The organism is Syntrophus buswellii (genome assembly GCF_046097065.1).
Taxonomy (GTDB): Bacteria; Desulfobacterota; Syntrophia; order Syntrophales; family Syntrophaceae; genus Syntrophus; species Syntrophus buswellii.
Genome location: NZ_CP175563.1, coordinates 1,699,215 through 1,719,849 on the forward strand (window position 1 = coordinate 1,699,215; position 20,635 = coordinate 1,719,849).

At 50.0% G+C, this 20,635-nt stretch carries 20 protein-coding genes and 1 tRNA gene; 11 read left to right on the forward strand and 10 right to left on the reverse strand.

The window, feature by feature from the left end; all coding sequences use genetic code 11:
• Window positions 1–55 precede the first annotated feature (55 nt).
• Complete coding sequence (locus ACJ77P_RS07645) at window positions 56–1,345, forward strand: IS701 family transposase (RefSeq protein WP_408997908.1); 1,290 nt, start codon at window positions 56–58, stop codon at window positions 1,343–1,345.
• Window positions 1,346–1,537: 192 nt separating this feature from the next.
• On the opposite strand, the gene ACJ77P_RS07650 is transcribed toward ACJ77P_RS07645, so the two are convergent.
• Entirely contained in the window at window positions 1,538–1,765 is a 228-nt protein-coding gene (locus ACJ77P_RS07650) for a helix-turn-helix domain-containing protein (protein ID WP_408997910.1), read from the reverse strand.
• A gap of 116 nt (window positions 1,766–1,881) precedes the next feature.
• Between ACJ77P_RS07650 and ACJ77P_RS07655 the strand changes: the two genes are divergently transcribed.
• Window positions 1,882–2,838, forward strand: coding sequence for a tyrosine-type recombinase/integrase (locus ACJ77P_RS07655; RefSeq protein WP_408997911.1), 957 nt, complete (start codon window positions 1,882–1,884; stop codon window positions 2,836–2,838).
• 85 nt (window positions 2,839–2,923) lie between these two features.
• On the opposite strand, the gene ACJ77P_RS07660 is transcribed toward ACJ77P_RS07655, so the two are convergent.
• Window positions 2,924–2,999 (reverse strand) — tRNA-Lys (locus tag ACJ77P_RS07660).
• A 187-nt stretch (window positions 3,000–3,186) separates the two neighbouring features.
• Between ACJ77P_RS07660 and dtd the strand changes: the two genes are divergently transcribed.
• From dtd to ACJ77P_RS07685, 5 genes are all read left to right on the forward strand, one after another.
• Window positions 3,187–3,636 (forward strand): D-aminoacyl-tRNA deacylase, encoded by a 450-nt coding sequence (gene dtd, locus ACJ77P_RS07665; protein WP_408997912.1) that lies wholly within the window; start codon window positions 3,187–3,189, stop codon window positions 3,634–3,636.
• A gap of 15 nt (window positions 3,637–3,651) precedes the next feature.
• Window positions 3,652–4,134: a DUF1285 domain-containing protein gene (locus ACJ77P_RS07670; RefSeq protein ID WP_408997913.1), complete on the forward strand. Its 483-nt coding sequence runs from the start codon at window positions 3,652–3,654 to the stop codon at window positions 4,132–4,134.
• Window positions 4,135–4,277: 143 nt separating this feature from the next.
• Window positions 4,278–5,738 carry an IMP dehydrogenase gene (guaB, locus tag ACJ77P_RS07675; RefSeq protein WP_408997914.1) on the forward strand — a complete coding sequence of 487 codons (1,461 nt, stop codon included), beginning with the start codon at window positions 4,278–4,280 and terminating at the stop codon, window positions 5,736–5,738.
• A gap of 27 nt (window positions 5,739–5,765) precedes the next feature.
• The gene (locus ACJ77P_RS07680; protein ID WP_408997915.1) at window positions 5,766–9,230 is read left to right on the forward strand and encodes a DNA polymerase III subunit alpha; all 3,465 of its coding nucleotides are present in this window, start codon (window positions 5,766–5,768) and stop codon (window positions 9,228–9,230) included.
• The gene (locus ACJ77P_RS07685; RefSeq protein ID WP_367359178.1) at window positions 9,230–9,949 is read left to right on the forward strand and encodes a UPF0280 family protein; all 720 of its coding nucleotides are present in this window, start codon (window positions 9,230–9,232) and stop codon (window positions 9,947–9,949) included. The genes ACJ77P_RS07680 and ACJ77P_RS07685 overlap by 1 nt, the downstream gene beginning before the upstream one ends.
• Before the next feature lie 56 nt (window positions 9,950–10,005).
• Here ACJ77P_RS07685 and ACJ77P_RS07690 read toward each other — a convergent pair whose 3' ends face one another.
• The 5 genes from ACJ77P_RS07690 to ACJ77P_RS07710 all read right to left on the reverse strand — a co-directional run bounded on the left by ACJ77P_RS07690 (window position 10,006) and on the right by ACJ77P_RS07710 (window position 14,721).
• Window positions 10,006–10,962, reverse strand: a complete 957-nt coding sequence (locus tag ACJ77P_RS07690; RefSeq protein ID WP_408997916.1) for a DnaJ C-terminal domain-containing protein — start codon at window positions 10,960–10,962, stop codon at window positions 10,006–10,008.
• 133 nt (window positions 10,963–11,095) lie between these two features.
• Window positions 11,096–11,770: a YfgM family protein gene (locus tag ACJ77P_RS07695; protein ID WP_367359176.1), complete on the reverse strand. Its 675-nt coding sequence runs from the start codon at window positions 11,768–11,770 to the stop codon at window positions 11,096–11,098.
• Window positions 11,767–12,201, reverse strand: coding sequence for an acyl-CoA thioesterase (locus tag ACJ77P_RS07700; protein ID WP_408997917.1), 435 nt, complete (start codon window positions 12,199–12,201; stop codon window positions 11,767–11,769). Before ACJ77P_RS07700 ends, ACJ77P_RS07695 begins: the two co-directional genes overlap by 4 nt.
• Window positions 12,182–13,411 carry a cofactor-independent phosphoglycerate mutase gene (locus ACJ77P_RS07705; protein WP_408997918.1) on the reverse strand — a complete coding sequence of 410 codons (1,230 nt, stop codon included), beginning with the start codon at window positions 13,409–13,411 and terminating at the stop codon, window positions 12,182–12,184. The genes ACJ77P_RS07700 and ACJ77P_RS07705 overlap by 20 nt, the downstream gene beginning before the upstream one ends.
• A complete protein-coding gene (locus ACJ77P_RS07710; protein WP_408997919.1) occupies window positions 13,408–14,721 on the reverse strand; it encodes a homoserine dehydrogenase in 1,314 nt (437 codons plus the stop codon). The genes ACJ77P_RS07705 and ACJ77P_RS07710 overlap by 4 nt, the downstream gene beginning before the upstream one ends.
• A gap of 261 nt (window positions 14,722–14,982) precedes the next feature.
• Between ACJ77P_RS07710 and purM the strand changes: the two genes are divergently transcribed.
• Genes purM through ACJ77P_RS07725 form a run of 3 tightly spaced genes read left to right on the forward strand, consistent with a single transcriptional unit; the run spans window position 14,983 to window position 18,100 of the window.
• Window positions 14,983–16,026, forward strand: a complete 1,044-nt coding sequence (gene purM / locus ACJ77P_RS07715; protein WP_367359172.1) for a phosphoribosylformylglycinamidine cyclo-ligase — start codon at window positions 14,983–14,985, stop codon at window positions 16,024–16,026.
• 21 nt (window positions 16,027–16,047) lie between these two features.
• A complete protein-coding gene (gene purN, locus ACJ77P_RS07720; RefSeq protein WP_367359171.1) occupies window positions 16,048–16,713 on the forward strand; it encodes a phosphoribosylglycinamide formyltransferase in 666 nt (221 codons plus the stop codon).
• Between the two features lie 52 nt (window positions 16,714–16,765).
• Window positions 16,766–18,100: an ATP-dependent 6-phosphofructokinase gene (locus ACJ77P_RS07725; protein WP_367359170.1), complete on the forward strand. Its 1,335-nt coding sequence runs from the start codon at window positions 16,766–16,768 to the stop codon at window positions 18,098–18,100.
• 2 nt (window positions 18,101–18,102) lie between these two features.
• Here ACJ77P_RS07725 and ACJ77P_RS07730 read toward each other — a convergent pair whose 3' ends face one another.
• A complete protein-coding gene (locus ACJ77P_RS07730; RefSeq protein WP_367359169.1) occupies window positions 18,103–19,209 on the reverse strand; it encodes a 6-phosphofructokinase in 1,107 nt (368 codons plus the stop codon).
• Window positions 19,210–19,372: 163 nt separating this feature from the next.
• Between ACJ77P_RS07730 and rpmB the strand changes: the two genes are divergently transcribed.
• Complete coding sequence (gene rpmB, locus ACJ77P_RS07735) at window positions 19,373–19,570, forward strand: 50S ribosomal protein L28 (RefSeq protein WP_367359168.1); 198 nt, start codon at window positions 19,373–19,375, stop codon at window positions 19,568–19,570.
• Here the strand turns inward: rpmB and ACJ77P_RS07740 are convergent.
• Both ACJ77P_RS07740 and ACJ77P_RS07745 read right to left on the reverse strand, forming a co-directional pair.
• Window positions 19,565–20,344, reverse strand: a complete 780-nt coding sequence (locus ACJ77P_RS07740) for a hypothetical protein (protein ID WP_408997920.1) — start codon at window positions 20,342–20,344, stop codon at window positions 19,565–19,567. The genes rpmB and ACJ77P_RS07740 overlap by 6 nt on opposite strands.
• Before the next feature lie 70 nt (window positions 20,345–20,414).
• Window positions 20,415–20,633 carry a DUF4911 domain-containing protein gene (locus tag ACJ77P_RS07745; RefSeq protein WP_408999410.1) on the reverse strand — a complete coding sequence of 73 codons (219 nt, stop codon included), beginning with the start codon at window positions 20,631–20,633 and terminating at the stop codon, window positions 20,415–20,417.
• Window positions 20,634–20,635 lie beyond the last annotated feature (2 nt).

The following is a 20,635-nucleotide window of genomic DNA, read 5'->3' on the forward strand; positions in this document are numbered from 1 at the left end:
AAATTAAATGAACAATAATCCTCCTGAAGGATCAATTATCCAGAAGGAGGACAGCATGATCTTTAACAATTTCAGTGAAACAGAGATTTTTAGCATACCAAAGTTCGCTGTAGAAAAGACTGACGTTGAAGGGTTCATGGATGAATTGAGAGGATTTCATAGCACCTTTCAGAGTTGCTTTACGCGTAGCGAAACTCGCGAGAATTTCTTTCATTACATGGTTGGACAATTCAGCGAACTGGACAGGAAATCGATAGAGCCTATTGCATTGACGGTCGAAGGTGGGACCGTCCGTTCCATGCAGCGGATGATCAGCGATGCCCAATGGGACGAAGACCTGATCGCGAAGCGTTATCATCAATTGATCGGGGATGATATGGCGCATGGCGATGGCATTTTGATTTTTGATGAGACATCGTTTGTCAAGAAGGGCAATGATTCCATCGGTGTTTCCCGTCAATACTGCGGCTCTCTGGGAAAAGTGGAAAACTGCCAGGTCGGAGTTTTTGCAGCCTATGCCTCTCCTCATGGCTATGCCCTTCTGGACAAGCGATTGTTTATTCCGGAGAAGTGGTTTTCCGAACCTTACAAAGACAGGCGGTCGAAGTGCCGATTGCCCGATAGCGAAACGTTTAAGACCAAGGTGGAACTGGCCATCGAGATGCTTGATCATGTCCAGAAGGAGGAACTTCTTCCCTTTCGATACGTGGTTGCCGATACGGCCTATGGTAGAAGCATCGAGTTTATCGAGGCCATTGAGAAACATCCGGGAAAGACTTACCTTCTTGCGGTGCCCTGTGACACGCTTTGTTGGCTCACCTCTCCCGTTACCCACAAGAAGGCCTACACTTACAAAGGAGAGCAGCGCTCTCGGACCGTTCTTTCGGAAACTGAAAAAGCCCCGGTGACGGTGGAAGCTTTTGCCCGGAATTTGAACAACTACTTCTGGTACAGGAGAATCGTTGCCGAGGGCGCGAAAGGGCCGATTGCTTACGAATTTATGAGGAGAAAGATCTTTCTGCACCGAGATGGCCTGCCCTGTAAATCCGTGTGGCTGATTGTCAAAAGAACCCTTGGTGCGGAGCCCGTTTATTCTTACTTCATCAGCAATGCTCCCAGAAGCACCCGCCTGCCGGTTTTTGTCTGGCTCAGCGGCGTTCGATGGGCGATCGAACAATGTTTTGAAGAAGCCAAGTCGGAATTGGGGCTTGATCAGTACGAGGTCAGGAAATTCTCCGGATGGCATCATCACATATTGACCTGTATGCTGGCTCACTTTTTTCTCTGGCACCTCAAGATCAGGTTGGGGAAAAAAAGCACCCTCTGTTACGCTATCGCAGCTTAGGATCTTATTGGAGGTCGTGCTTCCCCTCCGAAAATTTGATGTTGACAGCGCCATTTCTTTAGTGGCCGGAATACAAAGGCGAAATCATCGTGCCTATTTGTCTCATAGAAAGAAAAAGCAATTCCATTAACTTTCATTTGTCGTTGTAGGGATAAAATGCCCGGACACGTCCGGTCCGGGCAAGGGGTGAGGCTAGAGATTATGGCGGCTGTTCCGGCCGCCGTTCTCTATGCCTCGCGGCTTGGGTTTTTGAGCTTTGGCTTTCAGGCCGTCCATCAGAATATCGCGATCAATGAACCATATCCCGCCCAGCTTAAAACTCCCAGGCAATTCGCCTTTATTCAGAAGCTTATAAGTTTGTTTCAGGCAGATTCTCAACAACGATGAAACTTCTGACGGACTAAGGAAAGGACTTGCCATCTGGCGCTCCTTTTCCTCACTCCTCCTAAACTCCAAAATTTAACTCAAAGATCCTTACCTAATTGAGATTTGATTAAAATAACCGTTCTTTTAAAAATTATCAAGGAGGTGATGGCGTGGGCCAATATTCAAGGAAACTAAAACGCGGCGTTCGGTGGTTCTATTCAGGCCAATATTTGGGGCAGAAATATTTTAGCCGGGCGATCTACCTGACAAAACAGGAGGCGAAGAGGGCGGAGAGGGAAAAAATCGAAGAGCTTGATGAGCTGGCCAGAAATCCGATCAGCGGTATTACTTTGATCGAATTGATGGAAGCACGCCTTGACTACCTGGAAGCCAAGAAGTCAAAAATGTATTATCGCGACAATAAGCGGTATTTCAAAATCGCTCTTGACTACTGGGGCAGGGATCGGGCAGCAGACAGCATAACCAAGAAAGACGTCCATGATCTTTTGTTGGCCGAGGCCAAGAGGCTGAAAGAGAGCAAGCGGCAGAATTATGCCGTAAATGCCTTGCTCCGTTCTTTAAAGGCATTGTTTAACTATGGGATTAAAATCTATGATTTAAAACAGAATCCTTTTTTAATGGCAGAGCTTCATTCGATCGATGTCAAGCTGAAAAGAATACCGTCAGAAGCTGAAATTTCGGCCGTCAGGGAGAAAATGACCGATAGCCAAAAATTTCTGTTCGACTTTGTTGACCAGACCGCTTGCCGGGTATCGGAAAGTTTGAGATTCAGGGCGGAAGATATCGACGGTGAGCTGATAACCCTATGGACCCGGAAAGCGAAGAACAGCAATTTGACACCGAGGCGCATACCGAAGCCGGAATGCTTAACAAGATATAGAGGAAGGGGAAAGGTCTTTGAATGGACGGATCATCCCGGCTTTTTGGAGAAGTATATAAAGGAAGCAGGGCAGAAGCCATGGAACTGGCATTGCCTCCGCCATCGCCGGGCTTCAATATGGGCAAACGATGGCATGACGATAATCGAGATAATGAACCGGCTCGGCCATTCAAATTTAAGCACATGCCAGAGATATTTGCGCTTGCTGGGATTTACGAAATATTAAGCAGGGTAGGGGACTTTAGCCAAATCTTAGCGAAGGACAATAAAAAAGGCACTCAGAAATTGATCTAAGTGCCTTATTTTATTATTGGTGAGCCCTGTCGGGATCGAACCGACAACCTACTGATTAAGAGTCAGTTGCTCTACCAGCTGAGCTAAGGGCCCATAATACGAATTGTAACTTAATATTGCGGCATCCGTTCAAGACCGAAGTCGCTTTGAGATGCAGTCATATATAGGCATTTTTTTTTGTTGTCAACTGATTTTAGCAGGAATTGAAGTTGGAGAAAATACTTGATGGCTGTTTTTATAATTGCTAACATGCGACCCCATCAGAAATTAAGGGTGCTTTATGCGGGTTGTCGTTCAGCGAGTCGAGAAGGCCAGCGTGAGAGTAAACCATCGACTTGTTTCTGAAATTTCAAAGGGTCTGCTGTTATTTCTTGGTGTTGAGAAAGGCGACGGCTATCCCGACGCGAACTACCTTGTGGACAAAGTCATTCATTTGAGGATCTTTGAAGATGATGCAGGCAAGATGAACCGTTCTCTTATGGATGTTTCCGGAGAAATGCTCATCGTTTCACAGTTTACGCTCCTGGGAGATTGCCGCAAGGGCAGGAGGCCTGCTTTTACATGTGCTGAGGAACCAGATCGTTCAAATATGCTTTATAATTATTTTATCAGTTCAGCCAAGGAGAAGATTCCTGTCGTCAAGTCCGGAATTTTTCAGGCAATGATGAAGGTCGAGCTTATTAATGACGGGCCGGTTACACTGCTGCTTGACAGCAAAAAGCTTTTTTAAGGCAAGGAGAGGTGCATGACTGAAAATGAAAAATACGAGATTCCCTCCATCGACATCCGGATAGATAAAGAAGGTGTCTGGTATTACGAAGGGAATGAAATGTTCCGCAAGGATATTCTTTCCACGTTCTTTGAGGAACTGGAGAGGGACTCAACGGGAAGATATGTCATTCGGCACAATGAACAGATCTTTGCCATCACGGTTGAAGATGTCCCCTTTGCGGTCAAGTCCATCGAGCCTTCGCAGGATGAGCAGGGCAGGGAAGGGCATTTCAATATTCTGCTGACGGATGACAGTGTGGAAACATTGGATCCTGCGACACTGCGGATGGGAGATGACAATGTCCTGTACTGCGCTGTAAAAGATAAACGCTTTGAAGCCCGATTTACGAGAAATAGTTATTATCAGTTTGCCGAACACATCCAATATGATTCGGACAAAAATATGTATTATATAAAACTCGACGACACCATTTATGAAATTTCACCTAAAGGTTAGTCAGCATTGGCAATTCCTGCATCTTCCGCCATGACATTTTCAGTTAGATACCTAGAAAAGAAGTGATGCCCGCGTCCAGGGCTACTGATTTTAAATAGATTTAAACAGGCTATAACCCGCCTTTTTCAATGTGGAGGTTTGACATGTTGGATGAGTACATCAAGGAATCGTTAACGTTTGATGACGTTCTTCTTCAGCCGGCGGAATCGCATATACTCCCCCGGGATGCGAATGTTTCAACATGGCTTACAAATCGAATATCCCTGAATATTCCCATTGTGGCAGCCGCAATGGATACCGTCACCGAATCCGCCACGGCCATTTGCCTCGCCCGGGAGGGGGGTGTTGGAATCATTCATCGCAATATGAGCATTGAAAGGCAGGTCCTCGAAGTCGACAAGGTTAAAAAATCAGAAAGCGGAATGATCGTGGACCCCATCACGATGGAACCCGAACAGAAGGTCCGCGAAGCCCTTGATTTAATGCACCGGTACAAAATATCCGGCGTCCCGGTGGTCAAGAATAAGAAGCTCGTAGGCATCCTGACCAACCGGGATCTTCGTTTTGAAGAAAACCTGGATCAACCGGTTTCTCAGGTCATGACAAAGGATAATCTGATCACCGTATCCGCCAACATCACCCTTGAAGAATCCAAAAAACTGCTCCACCGGCATCGCATCGAAAAGCTGCTGGTTGTCGATGAATCCTATCATCTCAAGGGCTTGATCACGATCAAGGACATTGAGAAGATCAGAAAATACCCCAATGCCTGCAAAGATTCCCTGGGGCGGTTGCGGGCCGGGGCCGCGGTGGGAATTCTCGATCGGGAGGCCCGGGTGGATGCACTACTCAATGCCGGTGTCGATGTTATCGTCATCGATACGTCTCACGGCCATTCAAAAGGGGTTATTGATGCCGTAAGGGATACGAAGAAGAATTTTCCGAATTGCGAGCTGGTGGCGGGCAATGTGGCCACAGCCGAAGGAGCCCAGGCGCTGATCGATGCCGGAATCGATGCCGTAAAAGTAGGCGTGGGTCCGGGCTCCATCTGTACGACCCGGGTCATCGCAGGTGTCGGAGTCCCGCAGATCACAGCCATAGCCGAGGCTTATAAAATCTGTGCCCGTTATGACATCCCCGTCATTGCCGACGGCGGAATCAAGTATTCAGGCGATATCGTCAAGGCCCTTGCCGCAGGCGCCCACACGGTCATGATCGGTGGCCTTTTTGCGGGAACCGAAGAAAGCCCGGGAGAAACCATCCTGTTCCAGGGCCGAAGCTACAAAGTCTACCGCGGCATGGGTTCGCTGGAAGCCATGAAAATGGGAAGCCGTGACCGTTATTATCAGGACGACATGGAAAGTCACCTGAAACTCGTTCCCGAAGGCATAGAGGGAAGGGTACCCTTTCGCGGCTCCCTGTCGGCGAGCATTCACCAGCTGAAAGGCGGACTTCTCGCCGGCATGGGTTATGTGGGATGTCGTACGATTCAGGAGCTCCGCGAAAAGGCTCGTTTTACGAAAATAACCTCTGCAGGCCTTCGTGAAAGCCACGTTCATGACGTGATCATCACCAAGGAAGCCCCCAATTACTGGCTCGATTAAAGGTATTTCAAAAAGCGTATATCCATCATGTCCATTGATCAGTTTGTACACCTTCATGTCCATACCCAGTACAGTCTTCTGGATGGCACCATCCGGATACGTGACCTGATTGCCAAGGCAAAGGAATTCGGCATGCCGGCTGTTGCCATGACAGACCACGGCAACATGTTCGGAACCATCGATTTCTACCAGACGGCCATGAAAGAGGGAATTAAGCCCATCATCGGCTGTGAACTGTATGTGGCCCCGAGCACGCGTTTCGACAAAACGGGCGGCGGAATCAGCGACATCTCCAGGCATCTCCTGGTTCTGGCCAAGGACGAACAGGGTTATGCCAATCTCATGAAGCTGTCCTCGTTGGGATACCTGGAAGGATTTTACTATCGGCCGCGGATTGATAAAGACATTTTACAGAAATATCACGAGGGTCTCATCGGGTTAAGCGCCTGTCTCCACGGAGAGATTGCTGATCTGATCTTAAAAAATCAGATGAACAACGCCATGCAATCAGCCGAGATCTATAGGAATATCTTCGGAGATGGAAACTTCTATCTCGAGATTATGGAGAACGGCTTGCCTGAACAGAAAAAGGCAAACGAGGGTCTTCTGGAGATTTCCAGACAGCTTTCGATCCCCTTGGTCGCAACAAACGACTGCCATTACCTGAATCGCGAGGATGCCGAATCCCATGAAGTCCTGTTGTGCATCCAGACAGGCAAAACGCTTGATGATAAAGACCGGATGCGATTTTCCACCGATGCCTTCTATTTCCGGTCTCCCGGTGAGATGAAGCAATTGTTTAACTATTGCCCTGAGGCGATTGATAATACGATAGATATCGCAAATGAATGCAATCTGTCTTTCCAATTTGGTCAGTTTTACCTGCCCAAATTCGAGATCCGCAGCGATGAAACACTGGAAGATCGCTTGGAGAGCGTTGCCATCCAGGGGCTTGCGGAGCGTATGCCCCTCATCATCAAAGAGCAGGGAAAGGACGTTCAGGAGATTTACGAAAAACGGCTTGCCGAGGAGCTGAAAATCATTAAATCCATGGGATTTGCCGGCTACTTCCTGATCGTTTCCGATTTTGTGGCCTACGCCAAGAAAAAGAACATCCCTGTCGGACCGGGGCGCGGTTCCGCCGCCGGCAGCTTGGTTGCCTTTGCCCTGACCATCACGGACATCGATCCGATCCGGTATGACCTCTTTTTTGAACGATTTCTCAATCCGGATCGAATCAGTATGCCCGATATCGACATCGATTTCTGCCCCGAAGGCCGAAACGAGATTATCCGCTATGTGACCGAAAAATACGGTGAGGATAAGGTTTCCCAGATCATCACCTTCGGTAAGATGCAGGCCAGGGCTGTGATCCGTGATGTCGGAAGAGCACTGAACATACCCTACGGCGAAGTTGACGCCATCGCGAAGCTGGTTCCCAACATCCTGAACATCTCGCTCGCGGATGCCATGAACATGGAGCCGCGACTCCAGGAAGTCTCGAAACGGGACGAAAAGATCCGCCGGTTGCTCACCCTTTCCAGATCGCTTGAGGGATTGAATCGACATGCCTCCGTGCATGCCGCTGGAGTCGTGATCTCGGACGTGCCTCTCGTAGAGAGAGTGCCACTGTACAAGAGCCCAAAGGATGATGTTACGACCCAGTTTTCCATGAACGACCTTTCCACGGCGGGCTTGACCAAGTTTGATTTTCTCGGGCTGAAAACACTGACCGTCATCAAGAACGCCCTTGAATTCATCAACAACGGCCGAGATGTCCCTCTGGATCTGAAAAGTATCCCCTTGAACGATGAGGGGACCTACAAGCTTCTCAGCAAGGGCGAAACGGACGGAGTCTTTCAGCTTGAAAGCGAAGGGATGAAGGACATCCTCGTGCGCATGAAGCCGGACTGTATCGAAGACCTCATCGCCCTTATCGCCCTCTATCGCCCCGGACCAATGAAAATGGTTCCGGAATTCATCGATCGAAAACAGGGGAAGACCCCGATCGTATACGAAGTTCAGCAGCTTGCTAAGATTTTGAAGGAAACCTATGGCGTGATCCTCTATCAGGAGCAGGTCATGCAGATTGCCAGCGTCATCGGTCAATATTCCATGTCTGAAGCGGATACGCTTCGGAAGGTGATGAGTAAAAAAGACACCGCGAAAATGGAAAAAGAAAGGCCGAAGTTTCTCGAAGGCGCAAAAAAGAACGGCATTCCGGAACAGAAGGCCGCAAAAATCTGGGAGCAGATGGAAACCTTCGCTGAGTACGGTTTCAACAAGTCGCACAGTACCGCATACGCGATGATTACCTACCAGACGGCCTATCTCAAAGCGCATTATCCAGTGGAGTTTATGGCCGCCCTGCTGACCAGTGAAAAAGACAACAGGGACAAGATCATCAAATACATCCATGTCTGCAAGGAAATGGGGATACCGATTCTTCCCCCGGACATCAATGAATCCCTCCGCGATTTCAGCGTAGCCGGAGACACGATTCGATTCGGTCTGGCCGCCATAAAAAATGTCGGGGTAGGGGCCATCGAAGCCATGATATCGGCCCGGCAGGAGGGGGGGCCTTTCTTCTCCCTTGAGGATTTCTGCAACCGGGCCGACCTCAGGAAGATCAACAAAAGGGTCCTTGAAAGTCTGATCAAATGCGGCGCCTTTGACTCGACGGGACAAACGCGCCGGCAGCTCCTATCGGACTTCGAAACGATCATCGAACGGTCGCAGAAGCGTCTTCGGGATAAGGCAAGCAGGCAGACCAGTTTCTTTGATGACCTTGAAGATCAGGGAGGGGTTGAACAGGATACTTCCCGAAAATCGGCCCGTTCAGATATTGCGGAATGGGATCCCAAAGAGCTGCTGGCCTATGAAAAGGAATTTCTTGGATTTTATATTACCGGCCATCCCCTTGAAGGTTTTGCATCGAAAATCAGCATGGTGACCAGTGGGGATTCCCTTTCCATTCTTGAGAAGGCAGACAAGGAATCGGTGGCCATTGCGGGAATCGTTGCCGGCATCCGCGAGGTTTTCACCAAGAAAAAGGAAATCATGGCCTACGTCAGCCTCGAGGATCTCAAGGGGGCCACGGACGTGATCTTCTTTCCCGAGATTTACAAAAAGGTCCGCGATATCCTCCATGGAGAGGCGCCGGTTTTTGTGAAGGGGGTCCTGGATGTGGCGGAGGAAAACGTTAAGGTCCTGGCTGAAGAGGCCTCTCTGTTGTCGGAAACGGAATACAATCCCTTCTCAAGCGTCCATTTCTCGATTGACGCCCGGAAAAAAGGTTCGGAAAACCTGATCGACGCACTCCATCGATTAGGCGAAACCTATAAGGGGAAGTATGATGCCTACCTCCACATCCTGAATTCATCCTGTGAAACCCTGGTCTATCTCGGCGATCAGGCGAAATTTACCATTTCTCCTGAATTGAAGAGGGAGGCGGATCGAATTCTCGGGGAAGGGGTCATGACGTTCATGTGATGGAGTATGTTCAAAGAACCTACCGCAATCTTGTCCAGGACAATTTCCTGAAGAGCTTTCATGTCTGCGAAGAGCAGACAGACCTCTTCATCCAGGCGGATCACGATTTAACGGGACCGGCCAACTCTTCCGTTCATCTGCACCGGGTTTCCCTTAAAAATTATATTTTAACCCACCCCCGATTCCTGACCTCCCTGAATCCACTCCCCGACGATCCTCTTGCCCCCCCCATTGTTAAAGCGATGCTTCAAGCAAGCCGTCTCGCAGGTGTCGGCCCCATGGCCGCCGTGGCCGGCGCCATGGCCGAGTTTGTGGGAAAGAATTTATTAAAGCATTCCTTGAATGTCATCATTGAAAACGGCGGGGACCTTTATCTCAAGGCAACCCGGGCATTGAACATCGCCGTCTTCGCCGGCAAATCCCCCTTGAGTTACCGCGTCGCCCTGAAAATCCGTCCGGAGGACACCCCGCTTGGCATTTGCACTTCTTCGGCAACGGTGGGGCATTCCCTGAGCCTGGGCATTGCGGATGCGGTGTGTGTCAAGGCAAAGTCAGCCGCTCTTGCGGATGCCGCAGCTACGGCCATCGGCAACACCGTTCAAAATCAGCGTGAAATAAAAAAGGCCCTGGAGGCGGGCAGGAAGATTCAAGGCGTTCTGGGCGTTCTGATCATTGTGGAAAAGTCGATGGGGGTCATTGGGAATATGGAGCTGAATTGAAGGCAGGATCGCTTGGTTTACATAATATATCTTATAAGACGTACAGAATCAGATTTCTACAGGCCTTCTTCTGCAAGGGACCGAATTAAGTTAGCCTGAGCCTCTGAAAGTTTCTTGGGAATACTCACCGAAATCTTGACGTACTGATCTCCCTTTGTACCTCCCTTGAGGCCGGGAACGCCATAACCTTTCATTCGAATTCGCGTGTTGTTTTGAGTTCCCGGGGGAACCTTGATCCGCTTGGTAGAACCGTCGATCGTGGCGACTTCAATGGTGGTTCCCAGAACCGCCTGAGTGTAATTGATCGTTTTTTCGATATAGATATCATTTCCCTCCCGCGCAAAGAGAGGATGCGGCAATACGGTGATGTTCAAATACAGGTCGCCCGGAGGCCCGCCGTCGATTCCTGGATTTCCCTTTCCAGTCACTCGGAGTTTCTTTCCCGTGCTGATTCCTTTGGGAATTTTTATATTGATTTCATCGATTTTATCGGCTTTTTGCAGAGCAATTTTCTTTTCGGTGCCAAAGACCGACTCTTCAAGGCTGATAGAAAGATTGTACTGAAGATCCTGACCCTTTTGAGGGATCTTCGCGTATTGCGATGATCCTCCGAAGAGTTCGGCAAAGGGGTCATATCCTCCCTGCGTGGCATAGGGCCCGGTTCTTCTTCCGGCAGTCGTTCGATAGGTACGGGCACCAGCCGAACGGCCCCCCATACCTCCAAATCCAAATTCACGGAGAATCGAATTCAGGTCCACATTTCTGAAGATGTCTTCCTGCGAATACCGCTGGCTGAAGGTATCGGAGCCGAAGCTGTCGTACTGTTTGCGCTTTTCCGCATCGCTCAGAACGGCGTAAGCCTCGCTTATTTTTTTGAACTGCTCTTCAGCTTCCTTGTTGTTCGGATTTTTGTCCGGATGATATTTCAAGGCGAGCTTTCGGTAAGCTTTTTTGATGTCATCACTGCTTGCAGTTTTTTCCAATCCCAGAATTTTATAATAGTCTTCCGCCATAGGCCCGAATCGTAATCATCCTGCTAACGTATTTCTTTGGAAACAGGGTTAAATACTGTCATTACCCTAAAAATAGAAACGAGATTGCCATTGTCAAGGTTGCAGATAAAAAAGAGTCCCTATGATAAGGCACTTAAGAAAGAAGCGCTATTTTCCGCTTGATGAACATCGTAAATGTCGGATCCGCCGACTGCTCCAGGGCTTTTTGATAACTTTTCAGGGCTTCTTTTGAATTGCCCATCTTTTCGTAGATTCTTCCCATATCCCGATAAACAAAAGTTTCCAGGCTTCTCACAGCTTCGATTTTTTCTGCCTGCTGCAAGGCCTGCAGGGCTTTTTGAAAATCTTTCTTCGCCTCATGGCAGTAAGAGAGCCCGCTGTAGGCAAGCACTTTCAGTTCATTTTGATCTGAAGCGTTCGCCAGAAAGGTCTCGTAGGAAGAAATCGACGCGTCGAGATCGTTCTGATCGAAATAGAGATTTCCCAGCCGATAATAGCTGAGATTGGCAGCCTGGCTGTCGGGGTAATTCGAAATGACACGTTTGTAGTTTTTTATCAGTTCATTCGCCGGGTTGGATGAGGATTCCTTAACGGCTGTTCCTTCAATTTTGACATACTGCTCCCAAGCATGCTTCTGATAATAATGTCGATAGGTGCCCCACGCAACAACAACAGCCAGGAGCCCCATGACCGCACCGGCCATCAACAGAACTTTTTTCCTGTTCAGTGCATAATAGTCAAGAAGCTTATTGAAAAATACTTGAAACTGATCCGGTTTCTTCAGCTCTTCCACGTCTTTTTTACTCATGAATTTCTCCTGGCTCCTTCTTCGGGCGGCGCATGAACCCTCAGTATTTCTAGAATATGCTTCGGGAGTCGAACGATCTTCTTTTCCCGTGTCGTGCAGGCGTGGATCGTGTAGCCTTCAACGAAGGCCTTCTCTCCCTGCTCATCGAGAATACGATAATTAAATCTTAAACTTGCCCTGTTGACATAGGCGATTTCCGTTTCAATGCGGAGGATCTGGTCATAAACGGCGGGCAGAAGATATTGGCAGTACACTTCGGTCAGCGGGAGGTTGAATCCCTCCTCTTCCATTCGAGAATACAGGACACCGATTTCTCGAAGGAATTCAGACCGGCCGATCTCAAACCATTTGATATAGTTCGTGTGATAAACGATCCCCATAGCGTCCGTATCCGCGTACATGACACGAACTTTAGCTATGATTTTTTTCAACGAAAGCCCCCCAGCTCCTCATGAACAATTCCATCAAGTGATACCCAGGCGAGATCAGCAAGCCGCTTTTTTGGGCCGAAGATTCGCAGAAAGACAGACCCTGGCAAAGATTTTCTTCTTTTTTCGACGAGAAAACGGCAAAGGGGCTTGGATCCGCTGCGTGGGTTCGAAGGCTTATCGGCGTAGGGTGATCACTGAGGATCATGACCCGGTAATCATGAAAATCCCGGATCCCCTGGAGGATCGTGCCCAGGACCTTTTCGTCGATATCCTCGATCGCGCGAATCTTTCCTGCAACAGAGCCTTCGTGCCCCATTTCATCCGGCGCTTCGACGTGGATAAATACGAAATCCAGTTCCTTTAATGCGGCCAGGGCCTTGCTGGCCTTCCCGAGGTAATTGGTATCTGTGTAGCCAGTGGCGCCTTCAACAGGAATGATTTCAAGGCCGGCGTAGATGCCGATTCCATTGAGCAGGTCAACGGCGGAGATCATGCCGCCCTTTATTGAATACTGGTCCGTGAGCGGAACAATGTTCGGCGCCCTTCCCTGCCCCCACAGCCAGATGGAATTTGCCGGTTTCAAGCCGGACTCCACGCGCCTCCGATTTACAGGATGGCTTTTCAGAACCTGCCGGGAACGCTGCATCAGTTCGAGGATCTTCCCGGCTGCTTCGCCCTCCGGAAGATAGCCTTGAACCGATCTGCCGGTAATATCGTGAGGTGGGGTCAGCTTGACGGCATTCCTGCCTGACCGCCAGATCATCAAATTCCTGTAACCCACACCGGGGAAGAACCGTATGTTCTCACTGCCCAGTTCGCGATTAAGATCGGCGAGAATTTCCTTTGACTCTGCCGAACTGATATGCCCCGAGGTAAAATCCACCATGACCGGGTCTTCCCCCGGTCCGAGAGTCACAAGATTGCAGCGGAAGGCTACATCATCGGGACCCAGAACCAGCCCCATGCTCGCGGCCTCCAGAGGCCCCCTTCCTGAATAGGTCTTTTCCGGATCATAGCCCAGAACGGAGAGATTGGCCACATCGCTTCCCGGCAACAGGCCTTGCGGAATCGTATCGACCAGCCCCAGGGTCCCCTCTGAAGCCATTCGATCCATAAAAGGGGTGACGGCGGCGTCCAGGGGCGTTCTGCCGTCCAGTTCAGCTATGGGATAATCCGCCATTCCATCCCCTAAAATAATGACGTATTTCATGGCAGCCTGTCGTCCTCGATCCGGATCAATACGGTTTGTCCCTGAACAATATCCAGACGGTCAATCTGTTCGAGTGCCCTGCGGACATTCTGTTCAGTGGATTTGTGCGTTGTCATGACAATGGGTACAGCCTGCCCTTTTTTTCTCCCTTTTTGGATGACCGTGGCGATGCTGATGTTTTCCTCGGCAAGAATGCCGGCTATCCGCGAGAGAACCCCAGGTCGATCCAATGCCGAAAAACGGAAATAATAATGGGTCATGATATTCTCAACGGGCATCAGGTTGATATCCTCAATGGTCTCTTCCTGAAAGGATCTTGCCGGTACGCGCCACGAAACGCCCTTCAGGATATCACGGGAAATGTCGATCACATCGCTGATGACGGCGCTGGCCGTCGGCATCATGCCCGCCCCCTGGCCGTAGAGAAAGACGGAGTCCGAAGCATCGCCGATGATGTGAAAGGCGTTGTAATTTCCATTGACATTGGCCAGGAGGTGATGAAAGGGAACCATCGTCGGATGAATCCGCGCCTCGATAAGCTCATCGTGCTGCCTTGCAATAGCCAGCAGCTTGATGTGATACCCCAGCTCCCCGGCGAATTCGACATCCTGCTGACTGATGCCTGAAATTCCCTCCCGGTAGAGATCGTCAAGGGGAACTCTCCTGCCATAGGCCAGCGTCAGAACCAGCGCCAGTTTATGCGCCGCGTCCACTCCCTCGACATCAAAGGTCGGATCCGCTTCAGCAAAACCCAGTTCCTGCGCCTCTTTCAGAACGGTTTCAAAATCCTCCCGATCTGTGGTCATTTTCGTCAGGATGTAATTGGACGTGCCGTTCATGATGCCCAGCACAGACCTGATCCGGTTGGCCACCAGACCTTCCCGGATCGTTTTGATAATCGGTATTGTCCCCCCGACACTGGCCTCAAAGCAGATGTTCCGCTGCTTTTTCGCCGCCAGTTGAAAGAGGTCGTTCCCATAGGTCGCCAGCAGCGCCTTGTTGGCCGTAACCACGTGCTTCCGGTTGTTCAGCGCGTCCGAGATGAATTTCAGAGCCGGTTGATAGCCCCCCACAAGCTCAATGACAATATCGATCTCTGGATCATTGAGGATCGCGTCGGCGTCTGTTGACAGAAGCTGCGGTTCCACGGCAGTCAGACGCGGCGATTCGATATCGATATCCACGATTTTTTTCAGAACAAGCTTTGTTCCCAGGCGTTTTTCCAGGATATCGGCATTGTCTCTCAACAGCTTCACAACACCGGTTCCAATATTCCCGAAGCCGATCAGCCCCAAGTGAATATGTCTCATCTACAAAAGTCTCCTTCTACTTCGAGGATTCCAGGCGGCAGGATGTCAAGCCTCATCGAAAAGGAACCCTTCGAACCAATACGTTTTCACCGATAAAACACGTTGATTCTGCGATATAATTGTAAATCCGGAGAAACGTATTGCTAACAAATATTCAGGATTAGCGCAAGGAAAGATTTGACTTTTGGAACGATGTAAAATAAAGGATGAAGATTACGACGGCTGTTTACAAGATCATTACATTCCGGTCAGGGAGCCTCTATGGACGAAAAGGCATCATATAAAGATGCGGGTGTTGACATCGATCAAGCCAACCTCTTTATAACGAAGATTCTTCCTCTCATTAAACAGACCTCAAGAAAAGAGGTCATGAACAGTATTGGAGGATTTGGCGGACTTTTTCATCTGGATCTGAAAAAAATCAAGGATCCCGTGCTGGTTGCCTCGACCGATGGCGTCGGGACAAAGATCAAAATCGCCCAGATGATGGACAAGCACGATACGGTGGGCATCGACCTCGTCGCCATGTCGGTCAACGACATTGTTGTTCAGGGTGCCGAACCTCTTTTTTTCCTGGATTACATCGCCATTGGCCGGATGGATGTCGAACGCAATGTGAAACTGATTGAAGGGGTCGTGGCAGGCTGCCAGGAAGCCGGCTGCTCCCTGATCGGCGGCGAAACAGCCGAAATGCCGGGAATATACGGTGAGAACGAATACGATCTGGCGGGCTTCTGCGTTGGCGTTGTGGAAAATGGCAGGATTATCGACGGATCGGACATCAGTGTCGGCGATACGGTCATCGGGATCGCCTCAAACGGGATTCACAGCAACGGCTATTCCCTGGTTCGCAACGTGTTATTTGAAAAAGCCGGGCTGACGGTTCAGGACCAGCTGGACGGATTGGAGCAATCTCTTGGAGAAGAACTCCTTCGACCCACTCGAATCTATGTCAAACCCGTCTTAAATTTACTCAAGAATTTCAGCATTAGGGGAATTGTTCACATCACAGGCGGCGGTTTTTTTGACAACATACCCAGGATTGTTCCCCGCCAGTGCTGCACGGTAATCAAGAGAGACAGCTGGCCGGTCCCGGAGATTTTCCGCAGGATTCAGGAAATCGGCCATGTCGACCTGGATGAAATGTTCCGTGTCTTTAACATGGGTATCGGCATGATGCTTGTTGTTTCCGAAAAGGAGGCCGCCGATATTCTGGAACGCCTGAATATCCTGGGAGAAAAGGCCTATATGATCGGTTCAATTGAAAAAGCAGCCTCGGATCAACCTTCCGTTTCCTTTATCTAATCCGTTTAGCTTTAGCTCCCTATGAAAAAAAAACTGCCCATTGGAGTTCTTGTCTCGGGAAGCGGTTCCAATCTTCAAGCCATCATCGATTCGATTGACCGGGGCCGGCTGAATGCAGACATCAAGGCCGTGATCAGCAACGTTCCGGACGCCTACGCCTTGACGCGTGCCCGGAACCACTCCCTTCCGACGTTTGTCATTCCTCACGAGAAGTTTCAGAAGCGTGAAGCCTTTGATGAAGAAGTCGTTCATATCTTAAACGAGAGCGGCGTGGAACTTGTCGTCATGGCCGGCTTCATGCGCATTATTACCGCTGTTCTACTCGACGCCTATCCCGGCAGGATTGTGAACATCCATCCCGCGCTGCTTCCGTCGTTTCGCGGGATGCATGCCCAGCGCCAGGCTGTCGATTACGGCGTGAAATTTTCCGGTTGCACCGTTCATATCGTCGATTCCGGAGTTGACTCCGGTCCCATCATCATCCAAGCCGTGGTTCCTGTTCTAGAGAGCGATACGGAAGAGACTCTTTCTGCCCGGATATTACAAGAGGAACACCGGATATACCCCCAGGCCATCCAGTTTTTCGCCTCAGAAAGAATCCATCTCAAAAACCGTAAAGTGATCATTTCTGAAGGACTCTGTGAGGAGCATTCATCTCTTCACAACCCAAACCTTTCCGGCTTTTAAGTCAGACAGGAGTGCATATTAACGCCCGACTGGCAGGAGGAAACAAAAGGCCATGAATAAGGATTCCGTTACGGATTACACCATACAGACCCTGGGCAGATGCAACATCCAGACTCCCGTATTGGTGAATTACTATACATCGGACAATAAGCGTCTTCTGCTTCAGAATTATCTGGATGATCAGGCCCCGGCAAAGGCAAAAACGACCAGGGGCAGAAGGGAGTGCTCATCTTCAGTGGAGTTGGCAGGGCCTCGGGAAAAACTATTCTTCGATCCCCCCAAGACCAAAGCGGCCATTGTCACCTGCGGAGGCTTATGCCCCGGCATCAATGATGTGATCCGAGCCATTGTGATGGAATCGCATCACCGCTATGGAGTTCGCAATATTATCGGCATCAAGTACGGGTTTCAGGGGCTCATCCCGTCTTTTGGCCATGAGATTGCCGAGCTGACCCCTGAAGTCGTAGAGAACATTCATCGTGAAGGAGGAAGCATTCTATCCTCCTCTCGTGGTCAGCAGAACATCGGGGAAATGGTGGACGCCCTTGTCCGGATGAATGTCTCCATTCTTTTCTGCATCGGCGGTGATGGAACCATGAGGGCGGCCGAACGTATCACGGAGGAGATCACCAGGCGGCAATTGAGCATCAGTGTGGTTGGAATCCCGAAGACGATTGACAATGACCTGAATTTTGTTCAAAAGACGTTCGGTTTTGACACGGCAATCGCTGAATCCGTAAAGGCGATCGCCTGCGCCCATACCGAAGCCAGGGGTGCACCCATGGGAGTCGGCCTCGTGAAGATCATGGGCCGACTGTCCGGACAAATTGCCGTCGGCGCCGCACTGGCACAAAACGACGTCAATTTTGTCCTTGTCCCGGAGGTCCCCTTCTGCCTGGAAGGGGAACATGGCCTGCTCAAGTCTCTGGAAGCCCGGCTGAAAGCAAGGAAACACTGCGTGATTCTTGTTGCGGAAGGCGCAGGCCAGGAATTGATGCGCAACGACAAGATGGTTCAGGAAACCGATGCTTCCGGAAATGTCCGCCTGCTGGATATCGGATTTTTCCTGAAAGTCCGGATTGAAGAATATTTCAAAAAAACCGGCCTTGAGATCAACCTCAAGTACATAGACCCCAGTTACATGATCCGCAGTGTCCCTGCAAACGCAAGCGACTGCATCTATTGCTCCGCCCTGGGACAATACGCCGTTCATGCCGGCATGGCAGGCAAAACCGGAATGTTGGTCGCCCTGATGAAAGATGAATATGTCCACCTGCCCATCAGGGTTGTCACCTCCGGAAAACAGATCGATCCGGAGGGAAATCTTTGGATGCGGGTTCTTGAATCAACGGGGCAGCCCACCACCATGATGGATGATCCATGCTGACGTCAGCCGATGATGGAACGCCTTCCGTTGTACCGATCTTTGTCGTAATTTTTTTCAATATCGACAAGTTTTAATTTACCGATACATTCCTTCAGGGGGGCGCTGGTGATTTCTCCCCTCTGGAGGCTGGCCATCCGTCCGAAATCTTCATTAATGATCATGTCCACGGCGGCAATGCCGTACCATCTCGCCATCAAACGATCGTGGGCTGATGGTGTTCCTCCCCGCTGCAAATGGCTCAGAGTCAAATGGCGGGTTTCAAAGCTTGTTCTGGCTTCAATTTCCTCCGCAACATACTTGGCGATTCCTCCAAGAGCGACATGCCCGAATTCGTCCATCTTGCCACTCTGGATGAATTCGTCCCGGCCCGCCACCTTGGCGCCCTCGGCCACGACGATAATGGCGTAGCGGATCTCCCTGCCTTTCCTCTCCTGCAGCAGATGGGCGACTTCATCCAGATTGAAGGGATATTCGGGAATGAGGATAATGTAAGCGCCACTGCATTCCCCTCCATGGAGAGCCAGCCATCCGGCATGACGTCCCATGGTCTCCACAACGAAGATACGGCTGTGGGAACCTGCCGTTGTCCGCAACCGGTCAATTTCTTCCATGATCACGTTGACGGCCGTATCGAATCCCAGCGAATAATCGGTCCCCATCAGGTCGTTATCAATGGTCTTGGGGATGCCGACCGTTTTAACGCCCAGTTTGTGAAGGCGGTAGGCCGCGCCCAGGGTATCCTCCCCTCCGATGGCCACCACCACATCGACCCCGAGTTTCTTGATGTTGTCAAGCAGGATTTCCGACCGGTCATTTTTCGGATTGAAAGGATTGGTCCGCGAGGTCCCGAGATTCGTTCCGCCGTAGCGGTCCCACGTTCGCACGGTTTCCTCATCCAAGGGCCTTATGTATTTTTCCAGGCTTTTCGGGTCCTCCGGATTCACATCAACAAGACCCCGCCATCCCTCTGTAACCCCTATTACTTCAAAGTTTATGGAGCGCTTTGAGCTCAACCATGAGTCCATGGCACTTTTAGTGACCCACTTAACGGCACCATTGAGACCCGGACAGTCACCACCACCCGTCAACACGGCAAGTTTCATCTTCATTTTTCTTCTCCACCCAGGGAAATTTAACGTATCTCTTAGAAATATGATACCATATTCGATAAGCAAATTGTATACATGGTAATGCGCTTTGACATAAATAAAGCTTGCAAAATGATCCGTTCTGGTTTAGTAACCAACGCATTCTTTTGAAGGGAGAAGAGACATGTCTAGAATTTGTGACGTTTGTGGCAAAGGGCCCGTCGTTGGAAACAATGTCAGCCACGCGAACAATAAAACGAAAAAAGTATGGTACCCGAATCTTCAGAAGATCCGGTGCATAGACAGCAAGACGGGCACTGTCAAGAGGGTGAAGGTCTGTACCCGTTGCCTGCGTTCCGGATTTGTGAAGAAGGCCTTATAAAAAGCAGGGGATACTTGAATTTTTTATTGCGCAAAGGGTAGGACTCAGAAACGCGTCAAAATCGTCAACCAGGCGCATCGCCTGAAGCAGAAGCGTCCTGGTTCCTTCCCAAGCGGCATCGTTATCGCGATCCAGGCCGAACCGGTCGATATAAAAGCCGATTCGGCCTTCAATATCCTTGAGGCTCTTGATTCTTTCCAAGGTGCCTGAACTCAATCCTTTCTCAAGTGCCTGCCGAATCACCGCCGCTTCCACACCAAAAAACCAGTCAAGGGTTTCGCAGAGCTCATCCATTTTTTTGTCTACCGTATGATCGACCGCCTCACTGAACAATTCGTATAACCTCACCTCCCCCGCTTCCTGTACAAGCCGCAGATCAAAGGTCAGTTCAATGATGGTGTGGGCCCGATAAGCGGCCGTCCTGCGATCGACGTCCATTCCCATCCTCTGCTGAAATTCCAGAATCGGCTCTATCAGCGATTGGCCGCGCCGGTAGGCATACCCCTGGGAGTTTGGATTAAAACCGCAGACAGGATCGGTATGTATCTGACCATGGTGGGCCATGTCATCCACCAGGAGATGAAAAAGCACATAGGCGGCCTTCTGATGTTGCGGGGGGTAGAAAAAACGCCGTGGAATTCCATGGGTAAATTCAGCGGTAATGCCCTTTTGGATCGGCAGCAGATCCGGACAGACATTATAAACGTAGAGATCCAGAGACTCTCGGAAATTCGAACCGAGAAACTCTTTAAGGATCCAGGTATGAGTCATCATGAACATTGTTGGGCCTCTGGAAAACGAAAGAAAGATCGCCTTTTTTCTGCGTTCTTAAAGGAGCGCTTTGTCAGTTCCCTGGAAGCAATGGCTCATGAAATTCAATTTCTGTTTTCAGCCGGCAAAGGATCTCCGAGACCGTGTCTTCAAAACCCGGCATCGCCGAGATTTGAAGCAGTGCAATCCGCGGATCTATCGTAGAGACGGAGCAGACGCCTTCATACCCTTCAAGCAGAAATTGAAGACAGGCGATATCCCATCTGTTTATACGGAGGATGATTCTCTTGATCG

What these genes read in the sequence shown, in the direction of transcription:
- ACJ77P_RS07725 (WP_367359170.1), top strand. Translation starts at nt 16,766, where the DNA reads ATGAATAAGGATTCCGTTACGGATTACACCATACAGACCCTGGGCAGA.
- ACJ77P_RS07690 (WP_408997916.1), bottom strand. Translation starts at nt 10,962, where the DNA reads ATGGCGGAAGACTATTATAAAATTCTGGGATTGGAAAAAACTGCAAGC.
- purN (WP_367359171.1), top strand. Translation starts at nt 16,048, where the DNA reads ATGAAAAAAAAACTGCCCATTGGAGTTCTTGTCTCGGGAAGCGGTTCC.
- ACJ77P_RS07740 (WP_408997920.1), bottom strand. Translation starts at nt 20,344, where the DNA reads ATGATGACTCATACCTGGATCCTTAAAGAGTTTCTCGGTTCGAATTTC.
- ACJ77P_RS07670 (WP_408997913.1), top strand. Translation starts at nt 3,652, where the DNA reads ATGACTGAAAATGAAAAATACGAGATTCCCTCCATCGACATCCGGATA.
- ACJ77P_RS07685 (WP_367359178.1), top strand. Translation starts at nt 9,230, where the DNA reads ATGGAGTATGTTCAAAGAACCTACCGCAATCTTGTCCAGGACAATTTC.
- ACJ77P_RS07710 (WP_408997919.1), bottom strand. Translation starts at nt 14,721, where the DNA reads ATGAGACATATTCACTTGGGGCTGATCGGCTTCGGGAATATTGGAACC.
- ACJ77P_RS07695 (WP_367359176.1), bottom strand. Translation starts at nt 11,770, where the DNA reads ATGAGTAAAAAAGACGTGGAAGAGCTGAAGAAACCGGATCAGTTTCAA.
- ACJ77P_RS07730 (WP_367359169.1), bottom strand. Translation starts at nt 19,209, where the DNA reads ATGAAGATGAAACTTGCCGTGTTGACGGGTGGTGGTGACTGTCCGGGT.
- ACJ77P_RS07705 (WP_408997918.1), bottom strand. Translation starts at nt 13,411, where the DNA reads ATGAAATACGTCATTATTTTAGGGGATGGAATGGCGGATTATCCCATA.
- ACJ77P_RS07650 (WP_408997910.1), bottom strand. Translation starts at nt 1,765, where the DNA reads ATGGCAAGTCCTTTCCTTAGTCCGTCAGAAGTTTCATCGTTGTTGAGA.
- rpmB (WP_367359168.1), top strand. Translation starts at nt 19,373, where the DNA reads ATGTCTAGAATTTGTGACGTTTGTGGCAAAGGGCCCGTCGTTGGAAAC.
- guaB (WP_408997914.1), top strand. Translation starts at nt 4,278, where the DNA reads ATGTTGGATGAGTACATCAAGGAATCGTTAACGTTTGATGACGTTCTT.
- ACJ77P_RS07645 (WP_408997908.1), top strand. Translation starts at nt 56, where the DNA reads ATGATCTTTAACAATTTCAGTGAAACAGAGATTTTTAGCATACCAAAG.
- purM (WP_367359172.1), top strand. Translation starts at nt 14,983, where the DNA reads ATGGACGAAAAGGCATCATATAAAGATGCGGGTGTTGACATCGATCAA.
- ACJ77P_RS07680 (WP_408997915.1), top strand. Translation starts at nt 5,766, where the DNA reads ATGTCCATTGATCAGTTTGTACACCTTCATGTCCATACCCAGTACAGT.
- dtd (WP_408997912.1), top strand. Translation starts at nt 3,187, where the DNA reads ATGCGGGTTGTCGTTCAGCGAGTCGAGAAGGCCAGCGTGAGAGTAAAC.